The organism is Polymorphum gilvum SL003B-26A1 (assembly GCF_000192745.1).
GTDB classification, from domain to species: Bacteria; Pseudomonadota; Alphaproteobacteria; order Rhizobiales; family Stappiaceae; genus Polymorphum; species Polymorphum gilvum.
The window spans coordinates 468,864-490,000 of the sequence record NC_015259.1; the positions used below are offsets into that span (position 1 = coordinate 468,864).

A 21,137-nucleotide genomic window follows, 5' to 3' on the forward strand; every position below is an offset into this window, starting at 1 on the left:
GCCGGACCGGGGCGGAGTCTCGCGATCGGCGCCGCTGAAGGGGGTTGCGCCGGCCGGGGCCATCGGGCAAGGCTGCGCCACGTTCATCGCTTTCGCATGAGGCTTCCATGTCGACCGCCGTTTCGCCGCTCGCTCCCAAGACCTATCCGGACATGCCGCTGCTCGAGGGCGTGCGCTTCGCCACCGCTGAGGCGGGCATCAAGTATAAGGGCCGGACCGACGTGCTGCTGATGCTGCTCGACGCGGGCACGCAGGTCGCCGGCGTGTTCACCCGCTCGCGCTGCCCGTCGGCACCGGTCGACTGGTGCCGGGCGAACCTTCCGGGCGGGGCTGCACGCGCGTTGCTGGTCAATTCCGGCAATGCCAACGCCTTCACAGGCAAGAAGGGTCGGGCAGCCGTCGAGCTGTCGGCGGAGATCGTCGGCAAGGCGGTCGGCTGCGCGCCCGAGGAGATCTATCTCGCCTCGACCGGCGTGATCGGCGAGCCGCTGGCGGCGGAGAAATTCGCCGGCGTCATCGACGGCCTGACGGGGCGCGCGGCGGCCGGATCCTGGCTCGACGCCGCGCGCGCGATCATGACCACCGACACCTTCCCGAAGGTGTCGACGCGCACGGTCGACCTCGGCGGCGTGCCGGTGACGATCAACGGCATTGCCAAGGGCGCCGGCATGATCGCTCCCGACATGGCGACCATGCTGTCGTTCCTGTTCACCGACGCGCCGCTGTCGGCGGCGGTGCTGCAGGACGTGCTGTCGGCCTCCGTCGGCGGCAGCTTCAACGCCATCACGGTCGACAGCGACACCTCGACCTCCGACACGGCGCTGCTGTTCGCCACGGGCGCGGCGGTAAAGCGCGGCGCGCCGGCCATCTCGGATCCGGCCGACGCCCGGCTGGCGGCGTTCCGCACCGCCTTCTTCGAGGTCATGCTGGACCTGGCACAGCAGATCGTGCGCGACGGCGAGGGCGCGCGGAAGTTCGTCGAGGTCGCCGTCGAGGGCGCGCAGAGCGACGCCTCGGCCAAGCGCATCGCCCTGTCGATCGCCAATTCGCCGCTGGTCAAGACCGCGATCGCCGGCGAGGACGCCAACTGGGGTCGGGTCGTCATGGCCGTCGGCAAGGCCGGCGAGCCGGCCGACCGCGACCGGCTGGCGATCTGGTTCGGCGACGTGCGCGTGGCCGTCGACGGCGAGCGCGATCCCGGCTACAGCGAGACGGCGGCCTCCGCGGTGATGCGCGAGGAGCATATCGTCATCCGGGTCGAGCTCGGTCTCGGCGCCGGCACGGCGACCGTGTGGACCTGCGACCTGACCAAGGAGTATGTCGCCATCAACGGCGACTACCGCAGCTGACCGGCGGGCGATCCGCATCCCGGTTCCCTCGCCCCAGCTGTCTCGCCCCAGTTCTCTCGCCCCAGTTCTCTCGTCCCAGTTCTCTCGTCCCTGTCCGAAATCGGAACATCGCTGCAATGAAGAAGATGGTGCTCGTCGCGGCCTGCGCGCTCATCGATGCCGACGGACGGGTGCTGCTGGCGCAGCGCCCGCAAGGCAAGTCCATGGCGGGCCTATGGGAATTTCCGGGCGGCAAGGTCGAGGCCGGCGAACGCCCCGAGCAGACGCTGATCCGCGAGCTGGACGAGGAGCTCAGCCTGACCGTTAAGGAAGAGTGCCTCGCCCCGTTGACCTTCGCCAGCCACGGTTATGAAGATTTTCACCTCCTCATGCCACTCTATGTCTGCCGCCGCTGGTCTGGCACGCCGGTCGGCCGGGAAGGGCAGGCCCTAAAATGGGTGCGTCCGGTCCGGCTCAGGGACTATCCGATGCCGCCGGCGGACGAACCGCTGATCCCGCATCTGATGGACCTGGTTTCGGCGTAGAGGCGGACGGCACGGGCCAGGAGGACAGGATGAAGGCAAGGACGCATCGCTCGGAGCAGGGCCGGACCGACCGCCGCTCGACCCTGCGTCGCTTCCTCGCTGACGAACGCGGCGTGACCGCGGTCGAATACGGCTTGATCCTCGCCATGATCTCGGTCGCCATCATGGCCACGGTGCTGTCGATCGGCGAGGAGATCGCCGCCGATTTCACGCTTCTGTCCGAGAAGCTTGCCACCGCCAAGTGAGGCGGTTTTCCGCTCAGTCCTTTTTCCTGCCGGCCGGGGCGCCTCCGGCGACGCCGAGCGCGTCGGCGAGGCGCATCTTCGCCGAGCCGGGCCGCAGCGGCTTCTGCTGGCTTTCGTGCGGTGCCCAGCCGAGCAGCGAGACGACCTGGAAGGTCGCCCGGATGCGGCCGTCGGGGTCGGCGTGGTCCTGCGCGTAGAGTTCGGCCGCGCGCAGGAACACCGAGCGGGCGAGCGGCTTGCGGCTGCGCTCCGTCAGCGCCGAGGTGGCGCCCATCGCGCGCAGGTCGGCCATCAGGTCGAACAGGCTGGCATAGCGGACGGTGATGCGATCGGCGTCGGTGACCGGCAGGGCGAAGCCGGCGCGCTGCAGCAGCGTGCCGAGGTCGCGCGTGTCGGCGAAGGGCGCGACACGGGGTGCGGCGCCGCCGGAGCTCTCCAGCTCGGCGCGCATCAGCACGTCGCGCAGTTCCGACAAGGTGTCGCCGCCGAGCAGGGCGCCGAGGAACAGCCCGTCCGGCCTGAGCGCGCGACGGATCTGGATCAGCGTGCCGGGCAGGTCGTTGACGAAGTGGAGCGACAAGGCGGACACGACGAGGCCGACGGATGCGTCGGCAAGCGGCAGGAGCGCGTCGTCGAAGACGAAGTCCGGCGGCGGCAGGGACGGATCGGCGACGAACAGGTCGCCGCGCAGCACGGTTTCCGCCTTGCCGCTGGCACGCAGCAGCGCGGCGACATGGCCGGTGTGGCCACCGAGGTCGACGGCATGCCCGAAGACGCGCGTGATGGTCGAAAGCCGGTCGGCAAGGTCCTCGGCGACGGCGGCGAGCAGGAAGTCCGAGCCGGCGCGCGCCGCACGAAGCGCGCGGGTCCTCCTGGCCGCAAGGAGGCTCCGGTCGAAGAGGGCGGGGCTGGGCATGCGCGGGTCCGATCGGCTGCTGGTGGCGTGCTCCGCTATATGCGTCACCATGAGGGCCGCGTCAAAACGTGCTAGGCTCGCGCGCCGGCATCCCGCCGGAACGGGGAGCGACGGATGACGTCCAGGATCGTCCTGAACGGCTTCACGCGGCTGGCAGCGCAGGCCTGCGGCGCGGCGCTCGACCTGCTGCTGCCGCCTCGTTGCCTCGCCTGCGAGCGGACCATCGCCGAGCCCGGCGGGCTGTGCGCGGTGTGCTGGGCGGACATGCCCTGGCTGGAGGCGCCGCGCTGCGCCCGGCTCGGTACGCCGTTCTCTCACGACCTCGGCGCCGGGGCGCTCAGCCCGCGCGCCATCGCCGAGCCGCCCCTGTTCGACCGGGCCCGTGCCGCGGCCCTCTACAAGGGGCCGGCGCGCGACCTCGTGCTGACGCTGAAGTTCGGCGGCCGGCGCGAGACCGCCGGGGCGATGGGTCGCTGGATGGCGTTCGCCGGACACGAACTGATCGAACCCGGTACGCTGCTGGTGCCCGTTCCGCTGCACCGGGTCCGGCTGTGGCAGCGCCGGTTCAACCAAGCGGCCTTGCTGGCCGATGCGGTTGCCCGCCAGAGCGGCGCCGACGCGGGGCTGCTGGTGCTGGAGCGGGTGCGGCGCACGCGCCAGCAGGTCGGGCTCGACGCCAGGGAGCGGCAGAAGAACGTGCGGGGTGCGTTCCGCTTGCGCGCGGGCGCCGAGGCGCAGGTCGCAGGCCGGCCGGTAGTGCTGGTCGACGACGTGCTGACGACCGGCTCGACGGTAACCGCCTGTGCCCGGGTGCTGAAGGCGGCGGGGGCTGCCGGCGTCGACGTGCTGACCTTCGCCGTTGCCGATCCGGTAACCGGCGACCGGTAGGATGTCATTACAGTGGCATGACTTGTGCCTGGGCCCGGAGGAGCCATATAAGCCGGTTGGTGGCCGACCGGGCCCGGTGCCGGCCCGGTTCTGGTCCGGTGCTGGCCCGGTGTTGGCCGGACCCAGATATGTTCGGCCCAAAGCATTCGACGCGGGAGTTCTACGTGGTTGAAGTGACGATCTATACGCGCCAGTTCTGCGGCTACTGCACGGCCGCCAAGCGGCTGCTGGACGCCAAGGGCGTCGCCTACACGGAGCATGACGCGACCTACGATCCGGCGCTGCGCCAGGAAATGATGCGCCGGGCCAACGGTCGTTCGACCTTTCCGCAGATCTTCATCGGCGCGACCCATGTCGGCGGCTGCGACGACCTGCATGCGCTGGAGCGCGCCGGCAAGCTCGACCTGCTGCTCGCGGCCTGAGCCAAAGAGGGGCTGAGCCAGAAAGCCCGAGACCGGACATCCGAGACCGGAAACCTGAAACGGGGAAACGGACATGACCGCCTTCACCGCCGCCTGCATCCAGATGCGCTCGGGACGCAGCGTCGCCGACAACATCGCCCAGGCCGAGGGCCTGATCCGCGAGGCGGCCGCTAAGGGTGCGCACTACGTCCAGACGCCCGAGATGACCAACATCCTGGAGCGGACGCGGGCGGACCTGTTCGCCAAGATCACCGACGAGGCGGGCGACCCGACGCTGGCGCGCTTCCGCGCCCTGGCGCAGGACCTCGGCATCTGGCTGCACGCCGGCTCGCTGGCGATCCGCCTCGACGGCGAGCAGGTCGCCAACCGGGCGTTCCTGATCGCGCCGGATGGCGGCGTGCGCGCGCGCTACGACAAGATCCACATGTTCGACGTCGACCTGCCCAACGGCGAGAGCTGGCGCGAATCGGCGACCTACCGCCCGGGCACGCAGAGCGTCGTCGCCGACCTGCCGTGGCTCAGAATGGGCCTGGCGGTGTGCTACGACGTGCGGTTCCCGGCGATCTTCCGCAGCCAGGCGCGCCAGGGCGCGCAGATGCTGACCATGCCCGCGGCGTTCACGCGCCAGACCGGCCAGGCGCACTGGCATGTGCTGCAGCGCTCGCGGGCGATTGAGAACGGCGCCTTCGTCGTCTCGGCGGCCCAGGGCGGCCGGCACGAGGACGGACGCGAGACCTACGGCCACAGCCTGATCGTCGGTCCCTGGGGGGAGGTGCTGGCCGAGGCCGACCACGACGAGCCGGGCATCGCCCTGGCCGAGATCCGGCCGGAGGAAGCGGCGGCGGCGCGCCAGCGCATCCCGGCGATTGCCAACGAGCGTGATTTCGTGCTGGCCCGGGCGGAGGAGGCGCTGCCGTGATCCGCTACGCGCTCCAGTGCGACAAGGCGCACGGGTTCGAGGCCTGGTTCCGCAATTCGCAGGATTGCGAGACCCAGCTCGGGCGCGGGCTGGTGAGTTGTCCGCTGTGCGGCTCGAGGGCGGTGGAGAAGACGCTGATGGCGCCGGCGGTGGCGACCGCGGGTAGGCGCGCCGAGACCGAGGTGCCGGCGCGCGAGGCGGCGGCGCTGATTGCGGAGGACGCCCGCCACGCTGACCTGGTCGCGCGGCTGAAGGATCTGCGTGCGCAGATCCTGACCGAGGCCGACTATGTCGGCACCGCCTTCGCCGAGGAAGCGCGCAAGATTCACTATGGCGAGGCGGACCGGCGCAGCATCTACGGCGAGACACCGCTCGACGAGGCGAGGGCGCTGGCGGAGGAGGGCATCGGCATCCTGCCGCTGCCCGTTCTGCCCGAGGACCGCAACTAGGACCGGCGCCGCTTCCGGCGCGGGCGGGCACAGGCCCGGATCGCGTTCTTCCGGCTCGGATCTTGCGCCGGGGCGACCGGCAACCGGGTCAGGCCGGATTGGCGGCCTTGGCCTTCGCCCCGGGCGCGGCCTTGCGGGCCGGCTTTGCCGGCCGGAATTCCTCCTCGGCCGCCTGCTCGATCTCGGCGACGGTCTCGATCGCAGTGTCGGTGATCTCCTCGGCGCAGTGCAGGTTCTCAGTCAGGCTGGCGTGCAGCAACTCGATGTTGCGCTGGGCCTGTGCCTCGTAGTCGCGCCACATGTCCAGGAAGAAGCCCTGCAGGGTGTGGAAGGCCTGATCCGGCATGCGGCAGTCCGACAGCGCCTTGACGCATTCGAAGTCGGCATGCAGGCGCTGGGTGACGAAGTCCATCTGGCCCTCGAGCGCCTTGCCCGTGTTGGCGATCAGCGCCCGGCGCATGTGTTCGAAGCTTTCGAACGCGCGCTCCTCCAGGCGGTCGCCGCGCTCGGCCCAGTTCCACTCGTTCAGCGGCATCATCGGCCAGGTCGGGATGTTCTGGAAGGGGTTGCGGTCGGCGGCGGTTCGGCTGCTGTTTCCGGCCATGTGAAACCTCCCTTGATTGGATCGAGGACATGCACACGCTTCCAAGCGCCGCGCGCCGGATGCGCGCAACCAAGCGTCAATCATATTTTACAAACTAGCACTAGTTTCGTGGCCAGAATTTGATCTGGCTCATGGAAAAGCCCGATTCCTGGCCGAAGGCTGCCGGACGGCACGGGCGCACCTCCTCCTGCCGCCGCCGAGCCCGAAAGGAGTCCGTCGATGGACAACAAGACCGAGACGCCTGCGAGCCTCGCCAATCCGTTCGCGGCGTTCCTGCCCGGCCAGCACATGCCGGAGTTCCGGCACCTGTTTCCCGAGCACTCCGGCGACAGCCATTCGGTGACGGCCTTCGCCGAGGTCCTCGACCGGGCGACCCGCGCCGCGGTGGCGCGCACGACCTCCGGCGTGTCGCCGACCGCGTTGGCCGAGGCCTATATCGACTGGCTGCTGCACCTTGCCATGCTGCCGGGCAAGCAGGCGCGGCTGGCGGAAAAGGCGATGCGCAAGCTGCTGCGCTTCTCGCGCTTCATGGCCACCTGCGCGATGACCGCCGGCGACGGCGAGCCCTGCATCGAGCCGCTGCCGCAGGACCGGCGCTTCGACCATCCGGGCTGGCGGCGCTATCCGTTCAACGTGCTGTCGCAGGGTTTCCTGCTGACCCAGCAGTGGTGGTACAACGCGATGACCGGCGTGCGCGGCGTGACCGCGCATCACGAGCGGGTCATCGACTTCACCACGCGCCAGCTGCTCGACGTCGTGTCGCCGTCGAACTTCCCCTGGACCAACCCGGAAGTGATCGAGGCGAGCCTGCGCGAGGGCGGGCTCAACTTCGTGCGCGGGTTCTACAATTTCCTGGAGGACGTCGAGCGCCAGAGCGGCAGCCATCCGCCGGTCGGCGCCGAGAAGTTCCGCCCCGGCGAGGCGGTTGCGGTCACGCCGGGCAAGGTGGTCTACCGCAACCGGCTGATCGAACTGATCCAGTACGAGCCGACCACGCCGGGCGTGCGCCCCGAGCCGGTGCTGATCGTGCCGGCGTGGATCATGAAATACTACATCCTCGACCTGTCGCCGCACAATTCGCTGGTCAGGCACCTGGTCGCCCAGGGCTACACGGTGTTCATGATCTCCTGGCGCAATCCGGGACCGCAGGAGCGCGACCTCGGCATGGACGACTACCGCAAGCTCGGCGTCGAGGCGGCGCTGGACGCCGCACTCGCGATCACTGGCGCGAAGAGGGCGCATGCGACGGGCTACTGCCTCGGCGGCACGCTGCTGTCGATCGCCGCCGCCGGCCTGATGCACCGGGGCGACCGCCGGCTGGCCAGCCTGTCGCTGTTCGCCGCCCAGACCGACTTCACCGAGGCCGGCGAACTGACGCTGTTCATCGACGAGAGCGAGGTGTCGTTCCTGGAGGACATGATGTGGGAGCAGGGCTTCCTGGACACACGCCAGATGGCGGGCGCGTTCCAGCTGCTGCGCTCGAAGGACCTGATCTGGTCGCGCATGGTGCGCGAATACATGCTCGGCGAGCGCGCGCCGATGTACGACCTGATGGCCTGGAACGCCGACGGCACGCGCATGCCCTACAAGATGCATTCGGAATACCTGCGCCAGCTGTTCCTGCACAACGACTTCGCCGAGGGCCGCTACAAGGTCGACGGCGTCGCGGTGTCGGTGGAGGACATCCAGGCGCCGTTCTTCGCCGTCGGCACGGAGCACGACCACGTCGCGCCGTGGCGCTCGGTGTTCAAGATCACCCACCTCGCCGACAGCGAGGTCACCTTCGTGCTGACGGCGGGCGGACACAATGCCGGCATCGTCAGCGAGCCGGGGCACAAGAACCGCCACTACCGGATCATGACCAGCCCGGAACACGACGGCTTCATCGATGCCGACACCTGGCTGGAGAAGGCGACCTACAGCGAGGGCTCGTGGTGGGAGGCCTGGACCGACTGGCTCGATCGGCATTCCGGCGCGCCGGTGCCGCCGCCCCCGATGGGTCGCGAGGACAAGGGCTACGCCGCTCTGGCGGCGGCGCCGGGCAGCTACGTGCTGATGGACTGACCGGATGGACTGACCGGATGGGCTGACCGGCCGGTCGCGTCGCGTGTGCCGTCACCCTGAGGGCGCCGGATCCCTTCGGTCGCAGTCCTCCTCAGGCGCCGAGCCAGGCCGTCAGCTCGGCGGTCACCGCGCCGGGCGCCTCCAGCGTCGACAGGTGGCCGCAGCCGGGGATCACCGCCATGCGGCTCGCCGGGATCGCCTCGTGCATCTCCTGCGCCAGATGCGGCGGCGTCAGCGTGTCGCCGGCGCCGACCAGCACCAGCGTCGGGCAGCCGATCTCGCCGAGGCGCGGTCGCGCGTCGACGCGTGCCATGATCGCCCGCTGCTGGCGGACGAAGGCCTCCGGTCCGGTTTCCATCGCCATCTCGACTACGACAGCCTTCAGGTCCTCGTCATGCTCGCGGCCGGCGTCGACCAGGCCCGGATAGAGCAGGTGCGGCACCTTCGAGAAACGGCCCTTGTCGGCGAGGTCCATCAGCACGCGGCGGCGCTCGCCCTGCTCGGGCGCATCCGGGCGGGCGCTGGTGTCGAGCAGGGCGAGGCGCGCGACCCGTTCGGGCGCGACGCGCAGGATCTCCATGGCGATGTAGCCGCCCATCGACAGGCCGACGAGCGCGAAGCGCTGCGGCGCCTGCGCGAGGATGTCTTCGGCGATCGCGGCGATGGTGTCGTGGCGCCGGTGATCGGCGACCATCAGCGGCCGGTCGGCGAAGGCGACGATCTGCGGTGCGTAGAGCGTTTCCGTGCACAGCAGGCCGGGAATGAAGACGATCGGATCCATCCTCGGTTGCCTCAACCGGCTTTCGGCCGCTCGGCGAGCAGCATGTAGTTGACGTCCATGTCGCGCGAGCGACTCCAGCTGTCCAGGAGCGGATTGTAGGTGACGCCGGTGCGGTCGACGACGGTCAGGCCGGCGGCCGCAAGCGGGCCCTCGATCTCTTCCGGACGGACCAGCCTGTCGTAGGAGTGGGTGCCCTTCGGCAGCCAGCGCAGAACGTATTCGGCGCCGACGATCGCCAGCGCATAGGCCTTCAGCGTGCGGTTGATGGTGGCGACGACCATCAGTCCGCCCGGGCGGACCATGCGCGCGACCTCGGAGAGGAACAGCGGCACGTCGGCGACATGCTCGACCACCTCCATGTTGAGCACGACGTCGAAGGTCTCGCCGGCGGCTGCGAGCCGTTCGGCGGTCTCGGCCCGGTAGTCGATCGCAAGGCCGGACTGGGCGGCGTGCAGGCGGGCGACCTCGATGTTGACGGTCGAGGGATCGGCGCCGACCACCTCGGCGCCGAGGCGGGCCATGGGTTCGCACAACAGTCCGCCGCCGCAGCCGATATCGAGGAAGCGCAGGCCCTTGAAGGCGTCCGGCGCTTTCGGATCGCGGCCGAAGCGGGCGCAGACCTGTTCCTTGATGTAGCCGAGGCGGACGGGGCTGAACTTGTGCAGCGGCTTGAACTTGCCGGTCGGGTCCCACCACTCGGCCGCCATCGCGGAGAAGCGCGCGACCTCCTGCTCGTCCACGGTGCCGCCGGTCTGGTGCTGGTCGGTCATGCTCGGTCCTTTCCTCTGCCGGTCGTGCCGTCCGGGTGACCTTCTCGCTCGCGGCGACTTTGTCAAGGCACCCGGTTGCAGCAAGATCGCCGTCGCTGTATGGATGGCGCCCGATCCGCCCGGGCGCGCCCGCGCCCAATGGCCCCCGACACGAAGACCACGACCACGATGGCCCGACTGGTTATGAAATTCGGCGGCACGTCCGTCGCAGACCTTGATCGCATCCGCAATGTCGCCCGTCACGTCAAACGGGAAGTCGATGCCGGCCACGAAGTCGCCGTCGTCGTGTCGGCGATGGCCGGGCAGACCAATACGCTGGTGGGCTACTGCCGGGATGCGGCGCCGCTGCACGATGCGCGCGAATATGACGCGGTCGTCGCTTCCGGCGAGCAGGTGACCTCCGGCCTGCTGGCGATCGCGCTGCAGGAAATGGGCGTCAACGCCCGCTCCTGGCAGGGCTGGCAGATCCCGATCAGGACCGACGAGAGCCACGGCGCGGCGCGCATCCGCGAGATTGACGGCGCGGTGCTGATCGAGCGCCTGAAGCAGGGTCAGGTGGCGGTGGTCGCCGGCTTCCAGGGCCTGGCGCCGGACAACCGCATCTCGACGCTCGGCCGCGGCGGCTCCGACACCAGCGCGGTGGCGATCGCGGCGGCGATCCAGGCCGACCGCTGCGACATCTACACCGACGTCGACGGCGTCTACACGACCGACCCGCGCATCGTTCCGAAGGCGCGCCGGCTCGACCGCATCGCCTTCGAGGAAATGCTCGAGATGGCCTCGCTCGGGGCGAAAGTGCTGCAGGTGCGCTCGGTCGAGATGGCGATGGTGCACGGCGTGCGGACCTTCGTGCGTTCAAGCTTCGACGATCCCGACGCCCCCCAGACGGGCAAGGATGGCCTTCCCCCCGGAACCCTTATCTGCGACGAGGACGAACTCGTGGAACAGCAAGTCGTGACCGGCATCGCCTTCGCGAAGGACGAGGCCCAGATTTCCATCCGCAACGTCGCCGACAAGCCGGGCGTCGCCGCTTCCGTGTTCGGCCCGCTCTCCGACGCCAACATCAACGTCGACATGATCGTCCAGAACATCTCGCCGGACGGCAAGACGACGGACATCACCTTCACCGTGCCGGAGTCCGAATACGACCGAGCCCTCAAGGTGCTCGAGGACCGGCGCGAGGCGATCGGCTTCGCGGCGCTGGAAGGCGCGCGCGACGTCGTCAAGGTGTCGGTGATCGGCATCGGCATGCGCTCGCATGCGGGCGTCGCGGCGCAGTGCTTCCGCGGCCTGGCGGAGAAGGGCATCAACATCCGGGCGATCACCACTTCCGAGATCAAGATTTCGGTGCTGATCGATTCCGCGTACACGGAACTTGCGGTCCGGACTCTGCATTCGCTATACGGTCTGGACGGATAGGTTGACCGTGGCGGCGCGATTCCCGGTGCACAGGGCTGACGCCGGCTGATTCCACGCCGGGCGAAACGGAGCTGACGATGCGCAGCAACCTGGCCGGTCCGCGCCTGCTGCTCCGCCGGCTTCGCGAAGTCATGGCGGAGCCGATCAACGCGCAGGAACGGCTCGACAAGATCGTGGTTCTGATCGCGGCCAACGTGGTCGCGGAAGTGTGTTCGGTGTACATCCTGCGCGCCGACGGCGTGCTCGAACTCTACGCCACTGAAGGCCTCAAGCGGGAAGCCGTGCACCAGGCCTCGCTGCGGGTCGGCCAGGGTCTGGTCGGCCTGATCGCGGCCGAGGCCCGGCCGCTGAACCTGCCCAACGCGCGCGCCCATCCCGCCTTCGCCTACCTGCCGGAGACCGGCGAGGAAGCCTACAATTCGTTCCTCGGCGTGCCGATCCTGCGCGCCGGCCGCACCCTCGGCGTGCTGGTCGTGCAGAACCAGTCGCACCGCACCTACTACGAGGACGAGGTCGAGGCGCTGCAGACCACCGCTATGGTGATCGCGGAGATGGTCGCCGCCGGCGAGCTGGAAGCCATCGCCAAGCCCGGCACCGCGCTCGACCTGTCGCGGCCGATCCGCTTCCACGGCGTGGGGCTGGCCGATGGCGTCGGCCTCGGCCACGTCGTGCTGCACGAGCCGAGAGTCGTCGTCACCAATCTGATCGCCGAGGACAGCGACCACGAGAAGACGCGGCTGGAAGGGGCGATCAACCGGCTGCGGCTGTCGATCGACGGCCTGCTGTCGAGCGGCGACGTGGCGCAGATGGGCGAGCACCGGGACGTGCTGGAAGCCTACCGCATGTTCGCCTACGACCGCGGCTGGATCCGCAAGATCGAGGAGGCGATCCGCAACGGCCTCACCGCCGAGGCGGCGGTGGAGAAGGTGCAGAGCGACATGCGCGCGCGCATGCTGCGCCAGACCGATCCCTACCTGCGCGAGCGGCTGCACGACCTCGACGACCTGGCGCACCGGCTGATCCGCGAGCTGATGGGCCGCCAGCACGGACCGACGACCTCGGACCTGCCGCAGGACGCCATCATCGTCGCGCGCACCATGGGTGCGGCCGAACTGCTCGACTACGGCCGAGACCGCATCCGCGCCCTGGTGCTGGAAGAAGGCGGGCCGACCAGCCACGTCACCATCGTGGCGCGGGCGCTGGGCATCGCCACTGTCAGCCAGGTGCAGGACATCGTCAGCCTGGCGGACGCGGGCGACGCCATCATCGTCGACGGCGACGCCGGCGAAGTCTATCTGCGCCCGGCTGCCGACGTGCAGCAGGCCTACGGCGAGAAGGTCCGCTTCCGGGCGCGCCGGCAGGCGCAGTACCGGCGCCTGCGCAACAAACCGTCGGTGACCAAGGACGGCGTCGAGATCCGCCTGCTGATGAATGCCGGCCTGCTGGTCGACCTGCCGCATATCGCCGAGGCGGGCGCGGCAGGCGTTGGCCTGTTCCGTACCGAGCTGCAGTTCATGGTCGCCTCGTCGTTCCCGCGCATGAGCGAACAGTTGTCCCAGTACGCCCAGGTGCTGGACGCGGTCGGCGGCAGGCCGGTGACCTTCCGCTCGCTCGACATCGGTGGCGACAAGGTGCTGCCCTACCTGCGCTCGATCCAGGAGGAGAACCCGGCCATGGGCTGGCGCGCGCTGCGCCTGGGGCTCGACCGGCCGGGCCTGCTGCGCACCCAGGTGCGCGCGCTGCTTCGCGCCGCGGTCGGGCGGGAGCTGAAGCTCATGTTCCCGATGGTCTCCCACGTGGAGGAGTTCATCAAGGCGCGCGAACTGGTCGAGCGCGAACTGAAGCATTCGCGCCGGCACGGCCATCCGGTGCCCGAGACGATCCGCCTCGGCGTCATGGTCGAAGTCCCCTCGCTGCTGTTCCAGCTCGACGAGCTGATGACGGAGGTCGACTTTATTTCGATCGGCTCGAACGACCTGTTCCAGTTCTTCTGCGCGGTCGACCGCGGCAACACCCGCGTCGCCGACCGCTTCGACACGCTCGGCGTCGGCTTCCTGAGGGCGCTGAAGCTGATCCTCGACGCGGCCAACCGCGCCCATGTCCCGGTCACGCTGTGCGGCGAGATCGCCGGCCGGCCGCTGGAGGCCATGGCCCTGATCGGCCTCGGCTTCCGCGACCTGTCGATGTCGCCGGCCTCGCTCGGGCCGGTCAAGGCGATGCTGCGCAGCCTCGACGCGGGCCGGTTGTCGGCGCGCCTGCTGCCGCGCCTGGAGCCGGGCCATCCGGACCGAGACGTGCGCGCCTTCCTGCGCCAGTTCGCCGCCGAGCAGGACGTCGCGCTCTAGCCTTTCACGACACCGTTCCGCCGCAGGGGCGGACCGCAAGGAGACATGCGCTCATGCTGGCGCAAGCAAAACTCGACACGCTGCTGGCCCGGTTCGCCGAGATCGAACATCGCATGTCGTCGAATCCGGACGCCGCGACCTACGTCAGGCTGTCGCGCGAATATTCCGACCTGGAGCCGCTGGTGGCCCGGGTGCGCGCGCTGCGCAGGGCCGAGGCGGAACTGGCCGACGCCGAGGCGCTGCTGGAGGATTCGGTCGGCGATCCGGACATGGCCGAGCTCGCCGAGGCCGAGCGCGAGGCGCTGGCCGCGCGGGTGGAGGCGCTGACCCAGGAGGTGCGCATCGGCCTGTTGCCGAAGGATTCCGCCGACACCAACGACGCCATCCTGGAAGTGCGCGCCGGCACCGGCGGCGACGAGGCGGCGCTATTCGCCGGCGATCTGTTCCGCATGTACCAGCGCTACGCCGACCTGAAGGGCTGGAAGGTGGAGATCCTGTCGGCCAGCGAGGGCGAGATGGGCGGCTTCAAGGAGGTGATCGCGTCGGTGTCGGGCGAGAACGTGTTTGCCCGGCTGAAGTTCGAATCCGGCGTGCACCGGGTCCAGCGCGTGCCGGAGACGGAGTCGGGTGGCCGCATCCACACCTCGGCGGCGACGGTCGCAGTGCTGCCGCAGGCGGAGGACGTCGACATCGACGTCCACGACTCGGATCTGCGGATCGACACCTACCGCGCCTCGGGCGCCGGCGGCCAGCACGTCAACACCACCGATTCGGCCGTGCGCATCACCCACCTGCCGACCGGCATCGTCGTCGCCGTGCAGGACGAACGCTCGCAGCACAAGAACAAGGCCAAGGCGATGCAGCTGCTGCGCGCCAAGATCTACGACGCCGAGCGCGAGAAGGCGGCCAGCGAGCGCACCGAGGCGCGCCGCCTGCAGGTCGGCTCCGGCGACCGCTCGGAGCGCATCCGCACCTACAACTTCCCGCAGGGACGGGTCACCGATCACCGCATCGGCCTGACGCTGTACAAGCTCGACCAGGTGATCTCCGGCGAGGCGCTCGACGAGGTCATCGACGCCTTGACCATGGACCACCAGGCGAGCTTGCTCGCCGCGGAAGAGGCGTGAGGTGAAGCTCGGCGCGCTCTATCGGGAGCTGCGCGACGCGCTGCGCCGGGCCGGCGTCGACACGCCCGAACTCGACGCGCGCATGCTCACGGCGGACGCTGCCGGCCTGTCGCCGGGCGACATCGTCCTGCGCGAAGACGCCGAGGTCGACCCGGCCCGCGAGGCGCTGGCGCGCGCCCATGTGGCGGCCCGCTGCGGCGGCACGCCGGTCGGCCGCATCCTCGGCCGGCGCGAATTCTGGGGCCTGGAGCTTTCCCTGTCGCCGGCGACGCTGGAGCCCAGACCGGACACCGAAACCCTGGTCGAGGCGGTTCTGGCACGCGCGGGCGGTGAGGCGGCGCCAGTCCTGGCGGACATCGGCACGGGCAGCGGCGCGATCGCCATCGCCGTGCTGACGGCGCTGCCCGAGGCGTGCGCGGTGGCGACCGACATCTCCCTTGAGGCGCTGGCGACGGCGCGGGCGAACGCGCTTCGTCACGGCGTCGACGGCCGCATGCTGTTCGTGCAGGGCAGCTACGGCGCGCCGCTCGGCGCGGGCTTCGACTGGATCGTCAGCAATCCGCCCTACATCGCCAGCGCCGAGGTCGACCGGCTCGCTCGCGAGGTGCGCGAGCACGACCCGCGCCGCGCGCTCGACGGCGGCGCGGACGGTCTCGACGCCTATCGGGCGATCGTTCCCGCAGCGCGGCACAGCCTGCGCCCGGGCGGGCGGCTGGCTGTCGAGATCGGCGCCGATCAAGGCGCTGAGGTCGCGGAGCTGATGGCCGAAAACGGCTTTTTCGACGTTGAAATCATTCGCGATCTCGCCGGCAGGCCGCGCGTGGTCAGCGGCTGCCGGGCGAGGTGAGCGGGGTTTTTCGCACAAGCCGAAAAAACGCTTGGAAATCCGCCCGGAACCGGTTAGGTTCACCTCGCCGAAGCCGGAATGATGTGATCGGGGCCAACGGGGCTTGCCTAATTGGCGTCCAGCCTTCTAGGGAGCGGTAGGCCGAGCGATCACGACGTGTTTTGGAAATCGTAGCCTTTCAGACTATCCGGAAGATCGGTCCGTCGCAGAATATGGCGAATGCGTCCACCGCAACAGCGGCCGGATGCGGTTCGCATCGCGTTTTGCGGTATGGCGGCCGTGTTTCCAGCGGTTGGGTCTGGCGCTGCTTTGGCAGCCGGTTATAGATTATCGCAATGACTGGCCGGCGTTGAGTCGGTCGCCGTTCCTTAAGAGAAAACGGCAGGATGAGACCAGGAAATCAGAACAAACAGCGTATGCGGAGTCGGGGCCGCAAGGGACCGAATCCGCTCAGCCGGGCCTATGAATCCAACGGTCCGGACGTGAAGATCCGTGGTACGGCTCTGCATATCGCCGAGAAGTACCAGCAGCTTGCGCGCGATGCCCAGGCTTCCGGCGATCGGGTCATGTCTGAGAACTACTTCCAGCATGCCGAACACTATTACCGTATCGTGGCGGCCGCCCAGCCCAACCTGCCTGCGGGCAGTCCGGGACTGCGCTTCGACAACGGCCAGGACGAGGACGACCTCGAACTGGCGACACCGGAGCGCTCGGAGCGATCCGACAGGCCTGAGCGGTCGGAACGGACGGATCGACCGGAGCGCCAGGACCGCCGTGACCGGCCCGAACGGTCCGAACGGCCGGAGAGGACAGAGCGGCCGGAGCGCCTTGAGCGGCCCGCCCGACACGCGGACCTCGTCACCACGGATTCCCCGCAGCCGTTCATCGACCATATGCCGGGCATCGACCTCAACGGGAACCTGAACGGTCATGCCGTCGCGGAGGTCGCCGAGCACGCGGGGGCCGATGTGGACGACCAGTCCGAGGGTGACGAGACCAAGCCGCGTCGGCGCCTGCGCGGCACGCGCGGTCGCGGCATGCGCCGGACTGGCGACGGTTCGCCCGAGACGCAGGCCCAGGGCAGCGGCGGGCCGGACGAAGATGCACCGGCTGGCGACGGAGGGGACGAGGCACCCAAGGCGCGCGCGCGCCGCACGCCGCGACCCCGCCGCGCCAAGGATGCGGAGGGCGATGCCGAAGCCGTCGCTGCCGGCGACGCCTGAGTGCCACTGCACTTCGATCGAGGCCATCATCATGCGGCGCCCCTCGGGGCGCCGTCAGCTTTTTGACGACCCGCCTCTCCGGTGTCGTCCCGGCCAAGTGCAGCGCGAGCCGGGATCGAAGAGCCTGAAGCCCATCCCATTTCATCAAGATAATAACGGAGATGCCCCGGCTCACCGATCCCACATCTCCGCTTCGCGGCGTGCGGGATGACGCGTTGGAGGTTTGTCCGCAGTCTGGCGGCGCCCTCGGGGCGCCGTTTTCGTTTTCGGCGGAGCGCCCGTCTTTGACCGCCGGCTCGTGGCGGCAAGCTTCGAGCAACCATCTCCGGTCAGGAAAAATCCGGAGTTGCCGCCCGCCCCTCTTTTGTTGTCGGATTGCAACACTATATCGAAGTGGCGATCCGAAAGGGTCGTTCGGATGCCCAGGTTCTGGGGTCCGCAATCCGACACGCTGGCCATGCTTCGGGTGGTCCGGCGCCAAGGAGGTTGAGGATGAATTTCGACAAATACACTGAACGTGCCCGCGGCTTCATTCAGTCCGCGCAGACCCATGCGCTCGGTCGGGGGCATCAGCAGTTCGCACCCGAACATGTTCTCAAAGTTTTGCTCGACGATCCGGAAGGCCTTGCCGCCGGCTTGATCGAGCGCGCCGGAGGCCGGGCGCGCGAGGCGCTTGCCGAGGTCGAGCGCGTGCTCGACAAGATGCCCAAGGTGACGGGCGGCTCCGGCCAGCTCTACATGGCGCCGGCCATGGCGCGCTTCTTCGACCAGGTCGAGAAGCTGGCGGAAAAGGCTGGCGATTCCTTCGTCACCGTCGAACGCATGCTGCTGGCGCTGGCCATGGACGGCGACAGCGACGCCGGCAAGCTGCTCGCCCGGGCCGGTGTGACGCCGACCGCACTCAACCAGGCGGTCAATTCGCTGCGCAAGGGCCGCACCGCCGATTCGGCGAGCGCCGAGAGCCAGTACGACGCCCTGAAGAAATACGCCCGCGACCTGACTCAGGCGGCGCGCGACGGCAAGCTCGACCCGGTCATCGGCCGCGACGAGGAGATCCGCCGCACCATCCAGGTGCTGTCGCGCCGGACCAAGAACAATCCCGTGCTGATCGGCGAGCCGGGCGTCGGCAAGACCGCCATCGCGGAGGGCCTGGCGCTCAGGATCGTCAACGGCGACGTGCCCGAATCGCTGAAGGACAAGCAGCTGCTCGCCCTCGACATGGGCGCGCTGATCGCCGGTGCCAAGTACCGCGGCGAATTCGAAGAGCGTCTGAAGGCGATCCTGTCGGAGGTGCAGTCGGCCGCCGGCGGCGTGGTGCTGTTCATCGACGAGATGCACACGCTGGTCGGCGCCGGCAAGGCGGAAGGCGCGATGGACGCCTCCAACCTCCTGAAGCCGGCGCTCGCCCGCGGCGAGCTGCATTGCGTCGGCGCGACCACGCTCGACGAATACCGCAAGCACGTGGAAAAGGACGCCGCGCTCGCCCGCCGGTTCCAGCCGGTGTTCGTCGACGAGCCGACGGTGGAAGACACGATTTCGATCCTGCGCGGCATCAAGGAGAAATACGAGCTGCACCATGGCGTGCGCATCACCGATTCGGCGATCGTGTCGGCGGCGACGCTGTCCAACCGCTACATCACCGACCGCTTCCTGCCGGACAAGGCGATCGACCTGGTCGACGAGGCCGCCAGCCGGCTGCGCATGCAGGTGGATTCGAAGCCCGAGGAGCTCGATGAGCTCGACCGGCGTATCATCCAGATCAAGATCGAGCGCGAGGCGCTGAAGAAGGAAAGCGATCCGGCGGCGCAGGACCGGCTCGGCAAGCTGGAGAAGGAACTGACCGAGCTTGAGGAGGAGTCGGACGCGCTGACCCGCCGCTGGCAGGGCGAGAAGGAGAAGCTGAGTTCCGAGCAGAAGCTCAAGGAGCAGCTCGACCAGGCGCGCATCGACCTGGAGAAGGCGCAGCGCCAGGGCGACCTCGCGCGTGCCGGCGAACTTGCCTACGGCGTCATCCCGGAGCTGGAGCGCAAGCTCGCCGAGGGTGTCGCGAGCGGCGACAAGGGCGCCATGCTCGATGAGGCCGTGACGCCGAATCACATCGCCCAGGTGGTGTCGAAATGGACCGGCATCCCGGTCGACAAGATGCTGGAGGGCGAGCGGGAGAAGCTGCTGCGCATGGAGGACGATCTCGCCAGGCGGGTCGTCGGTCAGGCGGAGGCGATCCACGCCGTCTCTACCGCGGTGCGCCGGGCGCGCGCCGGGCTGCAGGATCCGAACCGGCCGATCGGCTCGTTCATGTTCCTCGGCCCGACCGGCGTCGGCAAGACCGAACTGACCAAGGCGCTCGCCGCCTTCCTGTTCGACGACGACACCGCGATGGTCAGGATCGACATGTCGGAGTTCATGGAGAAGCACTCCGTCGCCCGCCTGATCGGCGCGCCTCCGGGCTACGTCGGCTACGAGGAGGGCGGCGCGCTGACCGAGGCGGTGCGGCGCCGACCCTACCAGGTCGTGCTGTTCGACGAGATCGAGAAGGCGCATCCGGACGTGTTCAACGTGCTGCTGCAGGTTCTCGACGACGGCCGGCTGACCGACGGCCAAGGCCGTACCGTGGATTTCCGCAACACGCTGATCATCATGACCTCGAACCTCGGCGCCGAATACCTGGCCAGCCAGCCGGAGGGGCAGGACTCGGATGCGGTGCGCGGCGAGGTCATGGCAGTGGTGCGCGGGCATTTCCGACCCGAATTCCTCAACCGGCTCGACGAGATCGTGCTGTTCCACCGTCTGCAGCGCAGCCAGATGGCCTCGATCGTGGCGATCCAGCTGGAACGGCTGCGGGCCCTGCTCGCCGACCGCAAGATCGAGCTGCAGCTCGACGACGGCGCGATCGGCTGGCTGTCGCAGAAGGGCTACGATCCGGCCTATGGCGCGCGCCCGCTCAAGCGCGTGATCCAGAAGGAAGTGCAGGACCCGCTGGCCGAGAAGATCCTCGGCGGGGAGATCGTCGACGGCCAGCGGGTGACTGTCTCCGCCGGCGTCGACCGGCTGGTGTTCACCACCGAAACGCCGGCCTCGGCGGCGGCCTGAGCCGCCCGAGCCGCTGCGAGGGCAACCGGCCCGGAGCCGCAAGCGCCGGGCCGTGAGGCCACTGACACGTCTCGCCTTCGTCATCCCGCACGCAGCGGAGCGCAGATGCGGGGCCGGTGAGCCGGGGTGTCGCTGTGCTCGCCCTGTCGAAAGCAATGGGCCTTGGGCTCGCCGATCCCGGGCCTCGCGGGGCTCGCCCGGGATGACATCGGAAGGGAATGCAGTCTTTGGCAACAAGCTGACGGCCCGGCGCGGCAAGCGCCGGGCCGGTTTCGTTCAAGGTCGGCGTCGTCAGCGCGCCGAGGCCAGGCGGGATGGCTTGAGGCCGCGGTCGAGCAGGGCGTCGATGCGGTCGCGTTCGCGCTCGAAGGCGACCAGCATGTCTCCCTCAAGCACCCGTCCGCGCGGCAGGCGGATGCGCATCGGGTCGACGTAGTGGTCGTTGACCTTGACCTCGTAGTGAAGGTGCGGGCCGGTAGACAGGCCGGTCGAGCCGACATAGCCGATGACCTGGCCCTGGTTGACCTTGACGCCCTCGGCGATTCCGGGCGCGAAGCCGGTCATGTGGCTGTAGGTGGTGACATAGCCGTTGGCGTGGCGCAGTTCGACGCGGCGGCCGTAGCCGGATACCCATTTCGCCTGGATCACCGTGCCGGCGCCGGACGCCATGATCGGCGTGCCCGATGTGGCGGACCAGTCGACGCCCGTGTGCATCTTCTGGAAGCCGTGGATGGGATGGCGGCGCATGCCGAAGCCGGAGCGGAAGCGACCGCCCGACAGCGGCTTGCGCATGAGGAACTTCTTCGCGCTGCGTCCGTTTTCGTCGTAATAGTCGACGGCGCCGTCGTCCGGCGTGCGGAAGCGGTAGAAGCGGCGCTGCGCCGAACCGGTGTTGAGCGCGGCATAGAGGATTTCGGCAGGCGTCTGGGCGTCCTCGCCCTCCAGGCCGTAGAAGACCTCCAGCGAATCGCCGGGCTGGACGCGGGCGTTGAAATCGACGTCGTAGGAGAAGGCGCGCACCAGTTCGCCGATCAGTGGCTCGGGCACGTCCTGCTCCAGCGCGGTCTGGTAGATGCTGTCGTAGAGCGCCGGGGTCGGTCCGCCGTAGGAGATCCGGTCGGCTTCTGCGAAGGCGTCCGGCAGGAAGCTGGCCGG

19 protein-coding genes (1 of these 19 only partly in view) are annotated in these 21,137 nt (G+C 69.1%); 14 read left to right on the top strand and 5 right to left on the bottom strand.

Features of this window, described 5'->3' with window-relative positions; translation table 11 throughout:
• The first annotated feature begins 107 nt into the window (after positions 1–107).
• From argJ to SL003B_RS02320, 3 genes are all read left to right on the top strand, one after another.
• Positions 108–1,349, top strand: coding sequence for a bifunctional glutamate N-acetyltransferase/amino-acid acetyltransferase ArgJ (gene argJ / locus SL003B_RS02310; RefSeq protein WP_013651220.1), 1,242 nt, complete (start codon positions 108–110; stop codon positions 1,347–1,349).
• Between the two features lie 116 nt (positions 1,350–1,465).
• On the top strand, positions 1,466–1,873 hold the full coding sequence (gene mutT / locus SL003B_RS02315) for an 8-oxo-dGTP diphosphatase MutT (protein ID WP_013651221.1): 408 nt from the start codon (positions 1,466–1,468) through the stop codon (positions 1,871–1,873).
• A gap of 29 nt (positions 1,874–1,902) precedes the next feature.
• A complete protein-coding gene (locus tag SL003B_RS02320; protein WP_013651222.1) occupies positions 1,903–2,118 on the top strand; it encodes a Flp family type IVb pilin in 216 nt (71 codons plus the stop codon).
• A 13-nt stretch (positions 2,119–2,131) separates the two neighbouring features.
• Here the strand turns inward: SL003B_RS02320 and SL003B_RS02325 are convergent, their stop codons facing one another.
• On the bottom strand, positions 2,132–3,034 hold the full coding sequence (locus SL003B_RS02325; protein ID WP_013651223.1) for a class I SAM-dependent methyltransferase: 903 nt from the start codon (positions 3,032–3,034) through the stop codon (positions 2,132–2,134).
• A gap of 114 nt (positions 3,035–3,148) precedes the next feature.
• On the opposite strand from SL003B_RS02325, the gene SL003B_RS02330 reads away from it, so the two are divergent.
• From SL003B_RS02330 to SL003B_RS02345, 4 genes are all read left to right on the top strand, one after another.
• Entirely contained in the window at positions 3,149–3,922 is a 774-nt protein-coding gene (locus SL003B_RS02330; RefSeq protein WP_013651224.1) for a ComF family protein, read from the top strand.
• A 128-nt stretch (positions 3,923–4,050) separates the two neighbouring features.
• Positions 4,051–4,344, top strand: coding sequence for a glutaredoxin 3 (grxC, locus tag SL003B_RS02335; RefSeq protein ID WP_013651225.1), 294 nt, complete (start codon positions 4,051–4,053; stop codon positions 4,342–4,344).
• Between the two features lie 73 nt (positions 4,345–4,417).
• Entirely contained in the window at positions 4,418–5,263 is an 846-nt protein-coding gene (locus tag SL003B_RS02340) for a carbon-nitrogen hydrolase family protein (protein WP_013651226.1), read from the top strand.
• Complete coding sequence (locus SL003B_RS02345; RefSeq protein ID WP_013651227.1) at positions 5,260–5,712, top strand: DUF1178 family protein; 453 nt, start codon at positions 5,260–5,262, stop codon at positions 5,710–5,712. Before SL003B_RS02340 ends, SL003B_RS02345 begins: the two co-directional genes overlap by 4 nt.
• An 88-nt stretch (positions 5,713–5,800) precedes the next feature.
• Here SL003B_RS02345 and SL003B_RS02350 read toward each other — a convergent pair whose 3' ends face one another.
• Positions 5,801–6,316 (bottom strand): hypothetical protein, encoded by a 516-nt coding sequence (locus SL003B_RS02350; protein ID WP_013651228.1) that lies wholly within the window; start codon positions 6,314–6,316, stop codon positions 5,801–5,803.
• Between the two features lie 219 nt (positions 6,317–6,535).
• On the opposite strand from SL003B_RS02350, the gene SL003B_RS02355 reads away from it, so the two are divergent.
• A complete protein-coding gene (locus SL003B_RS02355) occupies positions 6,536–8,380 on the top strand; it encodes a PHA/PHB synthase family protein (RefSeq protein ID WP_013651229.1) in 1,845 nt (614 codons plus the stop codon).
• Between the two features lie 91 nt (positions 8,381–8,471).
• Here the strand turns inward: SL003B_RS02355 and SL003B_RS02360 are convergent, their stop codons facing one another.
• Positions 8,472–9,161: an alpha/beta fold hydrolase gene (locus SL003B_RS02360; protein WP_013651230.1), complete on the bottom strand. Its 690-nt coding sequence runs from the start codon at positions 9,159–9,161 to the stop codon at positions 8,472–8,474.
• Between the two features lie 11 nt (positions 9,162–9,172).
• A complete protein-coding gene (ubiG, locus tag SL003B_RS02365) occupies positions 9,173–9,931 on the bottom strand; it encodes a bifunctional 2-polyprenyl-6-hydroxyphenol methylase/3-demethylubiquinol 3-O-methyltransferase UbiG (RefSeq protein WP_013651231.1) in 759 nt (252 codons plus the stop codon).
• Between the two features lie 168 nt (positions 9,932–10,099).
• Here ubiG and SL003B_RS02370 point away from each other — a divergent pair, with 168 nt between their 5' ends.
• The 6 genes from SL003B_RS02370 to clpB all read left to right on the top strand — a co-directional run bounded on the left by SL003B_RS02370 (position 10,100) and on the right by clpB (position 19,982).
• The gene (locus SL003B_RS02370) at positions 10,100–11,350 is read left to right on the top strand and encodes an aspartate kinase (RefSeq protein ID WP_013651232.1); all 1,251 of its coding nucleotides are present in this window, start codon (positions 10,100–10,102) and stop codon (positions 11,348–11,350) included.
• A gap of 77 nt (positions 11,351–11,427) precedes the next feature.
• Positions 11,428–13,695, top strand: coding sequence for a phosphoenolpyruvate--protein phosphotransferase (gene ptsP / locus SL003B_RS02375; RefSeq protein ID WP_013651233.1), 2,268 nt, complete (start codon positions 11,428–11,430; stop codon positions 13,693–13,695).
• Between the two features lie 53 nt (positions 13,696–13,748).
• Positions 13,749–14,822, top strand: a complete 1,074-nt coding sequence (prfA, locus tag SL003B_RS02380; protein ID WP_013651234.1) for a peptide chain release factor 1 — start codon at positions 13,749–13,751, stop codon at positions 14,820–14,822.
• Between the two features lies 1 nt (position 14,823).
• Positions 14,824–15,669, top strand: coding sequence for a peptide chain release factor N(5)-glutamine methyltransferase (prmC, locus tag SL003B_RS02385; RefSeq protein ID WP_013651235.1), 846 nt, complete (start codon positions 14,824–14,826; stop codon positions 15,667–15,669).
• Between the two features lie 416 nt (positions 15,670–16,085).
• Complete coding sequence (locus tag SL003B_RS22195) at positions 16,086–16,892, top strand: DUF4167 domain-containing protein (protein WP_085997567.1); 807 nt, start codon at positions 16,086–16,088, stop codon at positions 16,890–16,892.
• Positions 16,893–17,384: 492 nt separating this feature from the next.
• Positions 17,385–19,982, top strand: a complete 2,598-nt coding sequence (clpB, locus tag SL003B_RS02395) for an ATP-dependent chaperone ClpB (protein WP_013651238.1) — start codon at positions 17,385–17,387, stop codon at positions 19,980–19,982.
• Between the two features lie 291 nt (positions 19,983–20,273).
• Here clpB and SL003B_RS02400 read toward each other — a convergent pair whose 3' ends face one another.
• Positions 20,274–21,137: the end of a M23 family metallopeptidase gene (locus SL003B_RS02400; protein ID WP_013651239.1), read on the bottom strand. It continues 1,095 nt past the right edge of the window; only the last 864 of its 1,959 coding nucleotides appear in the window; its start codon lies beyond the right edge, outside the window; the stop codon is at positions 20,274–20,276.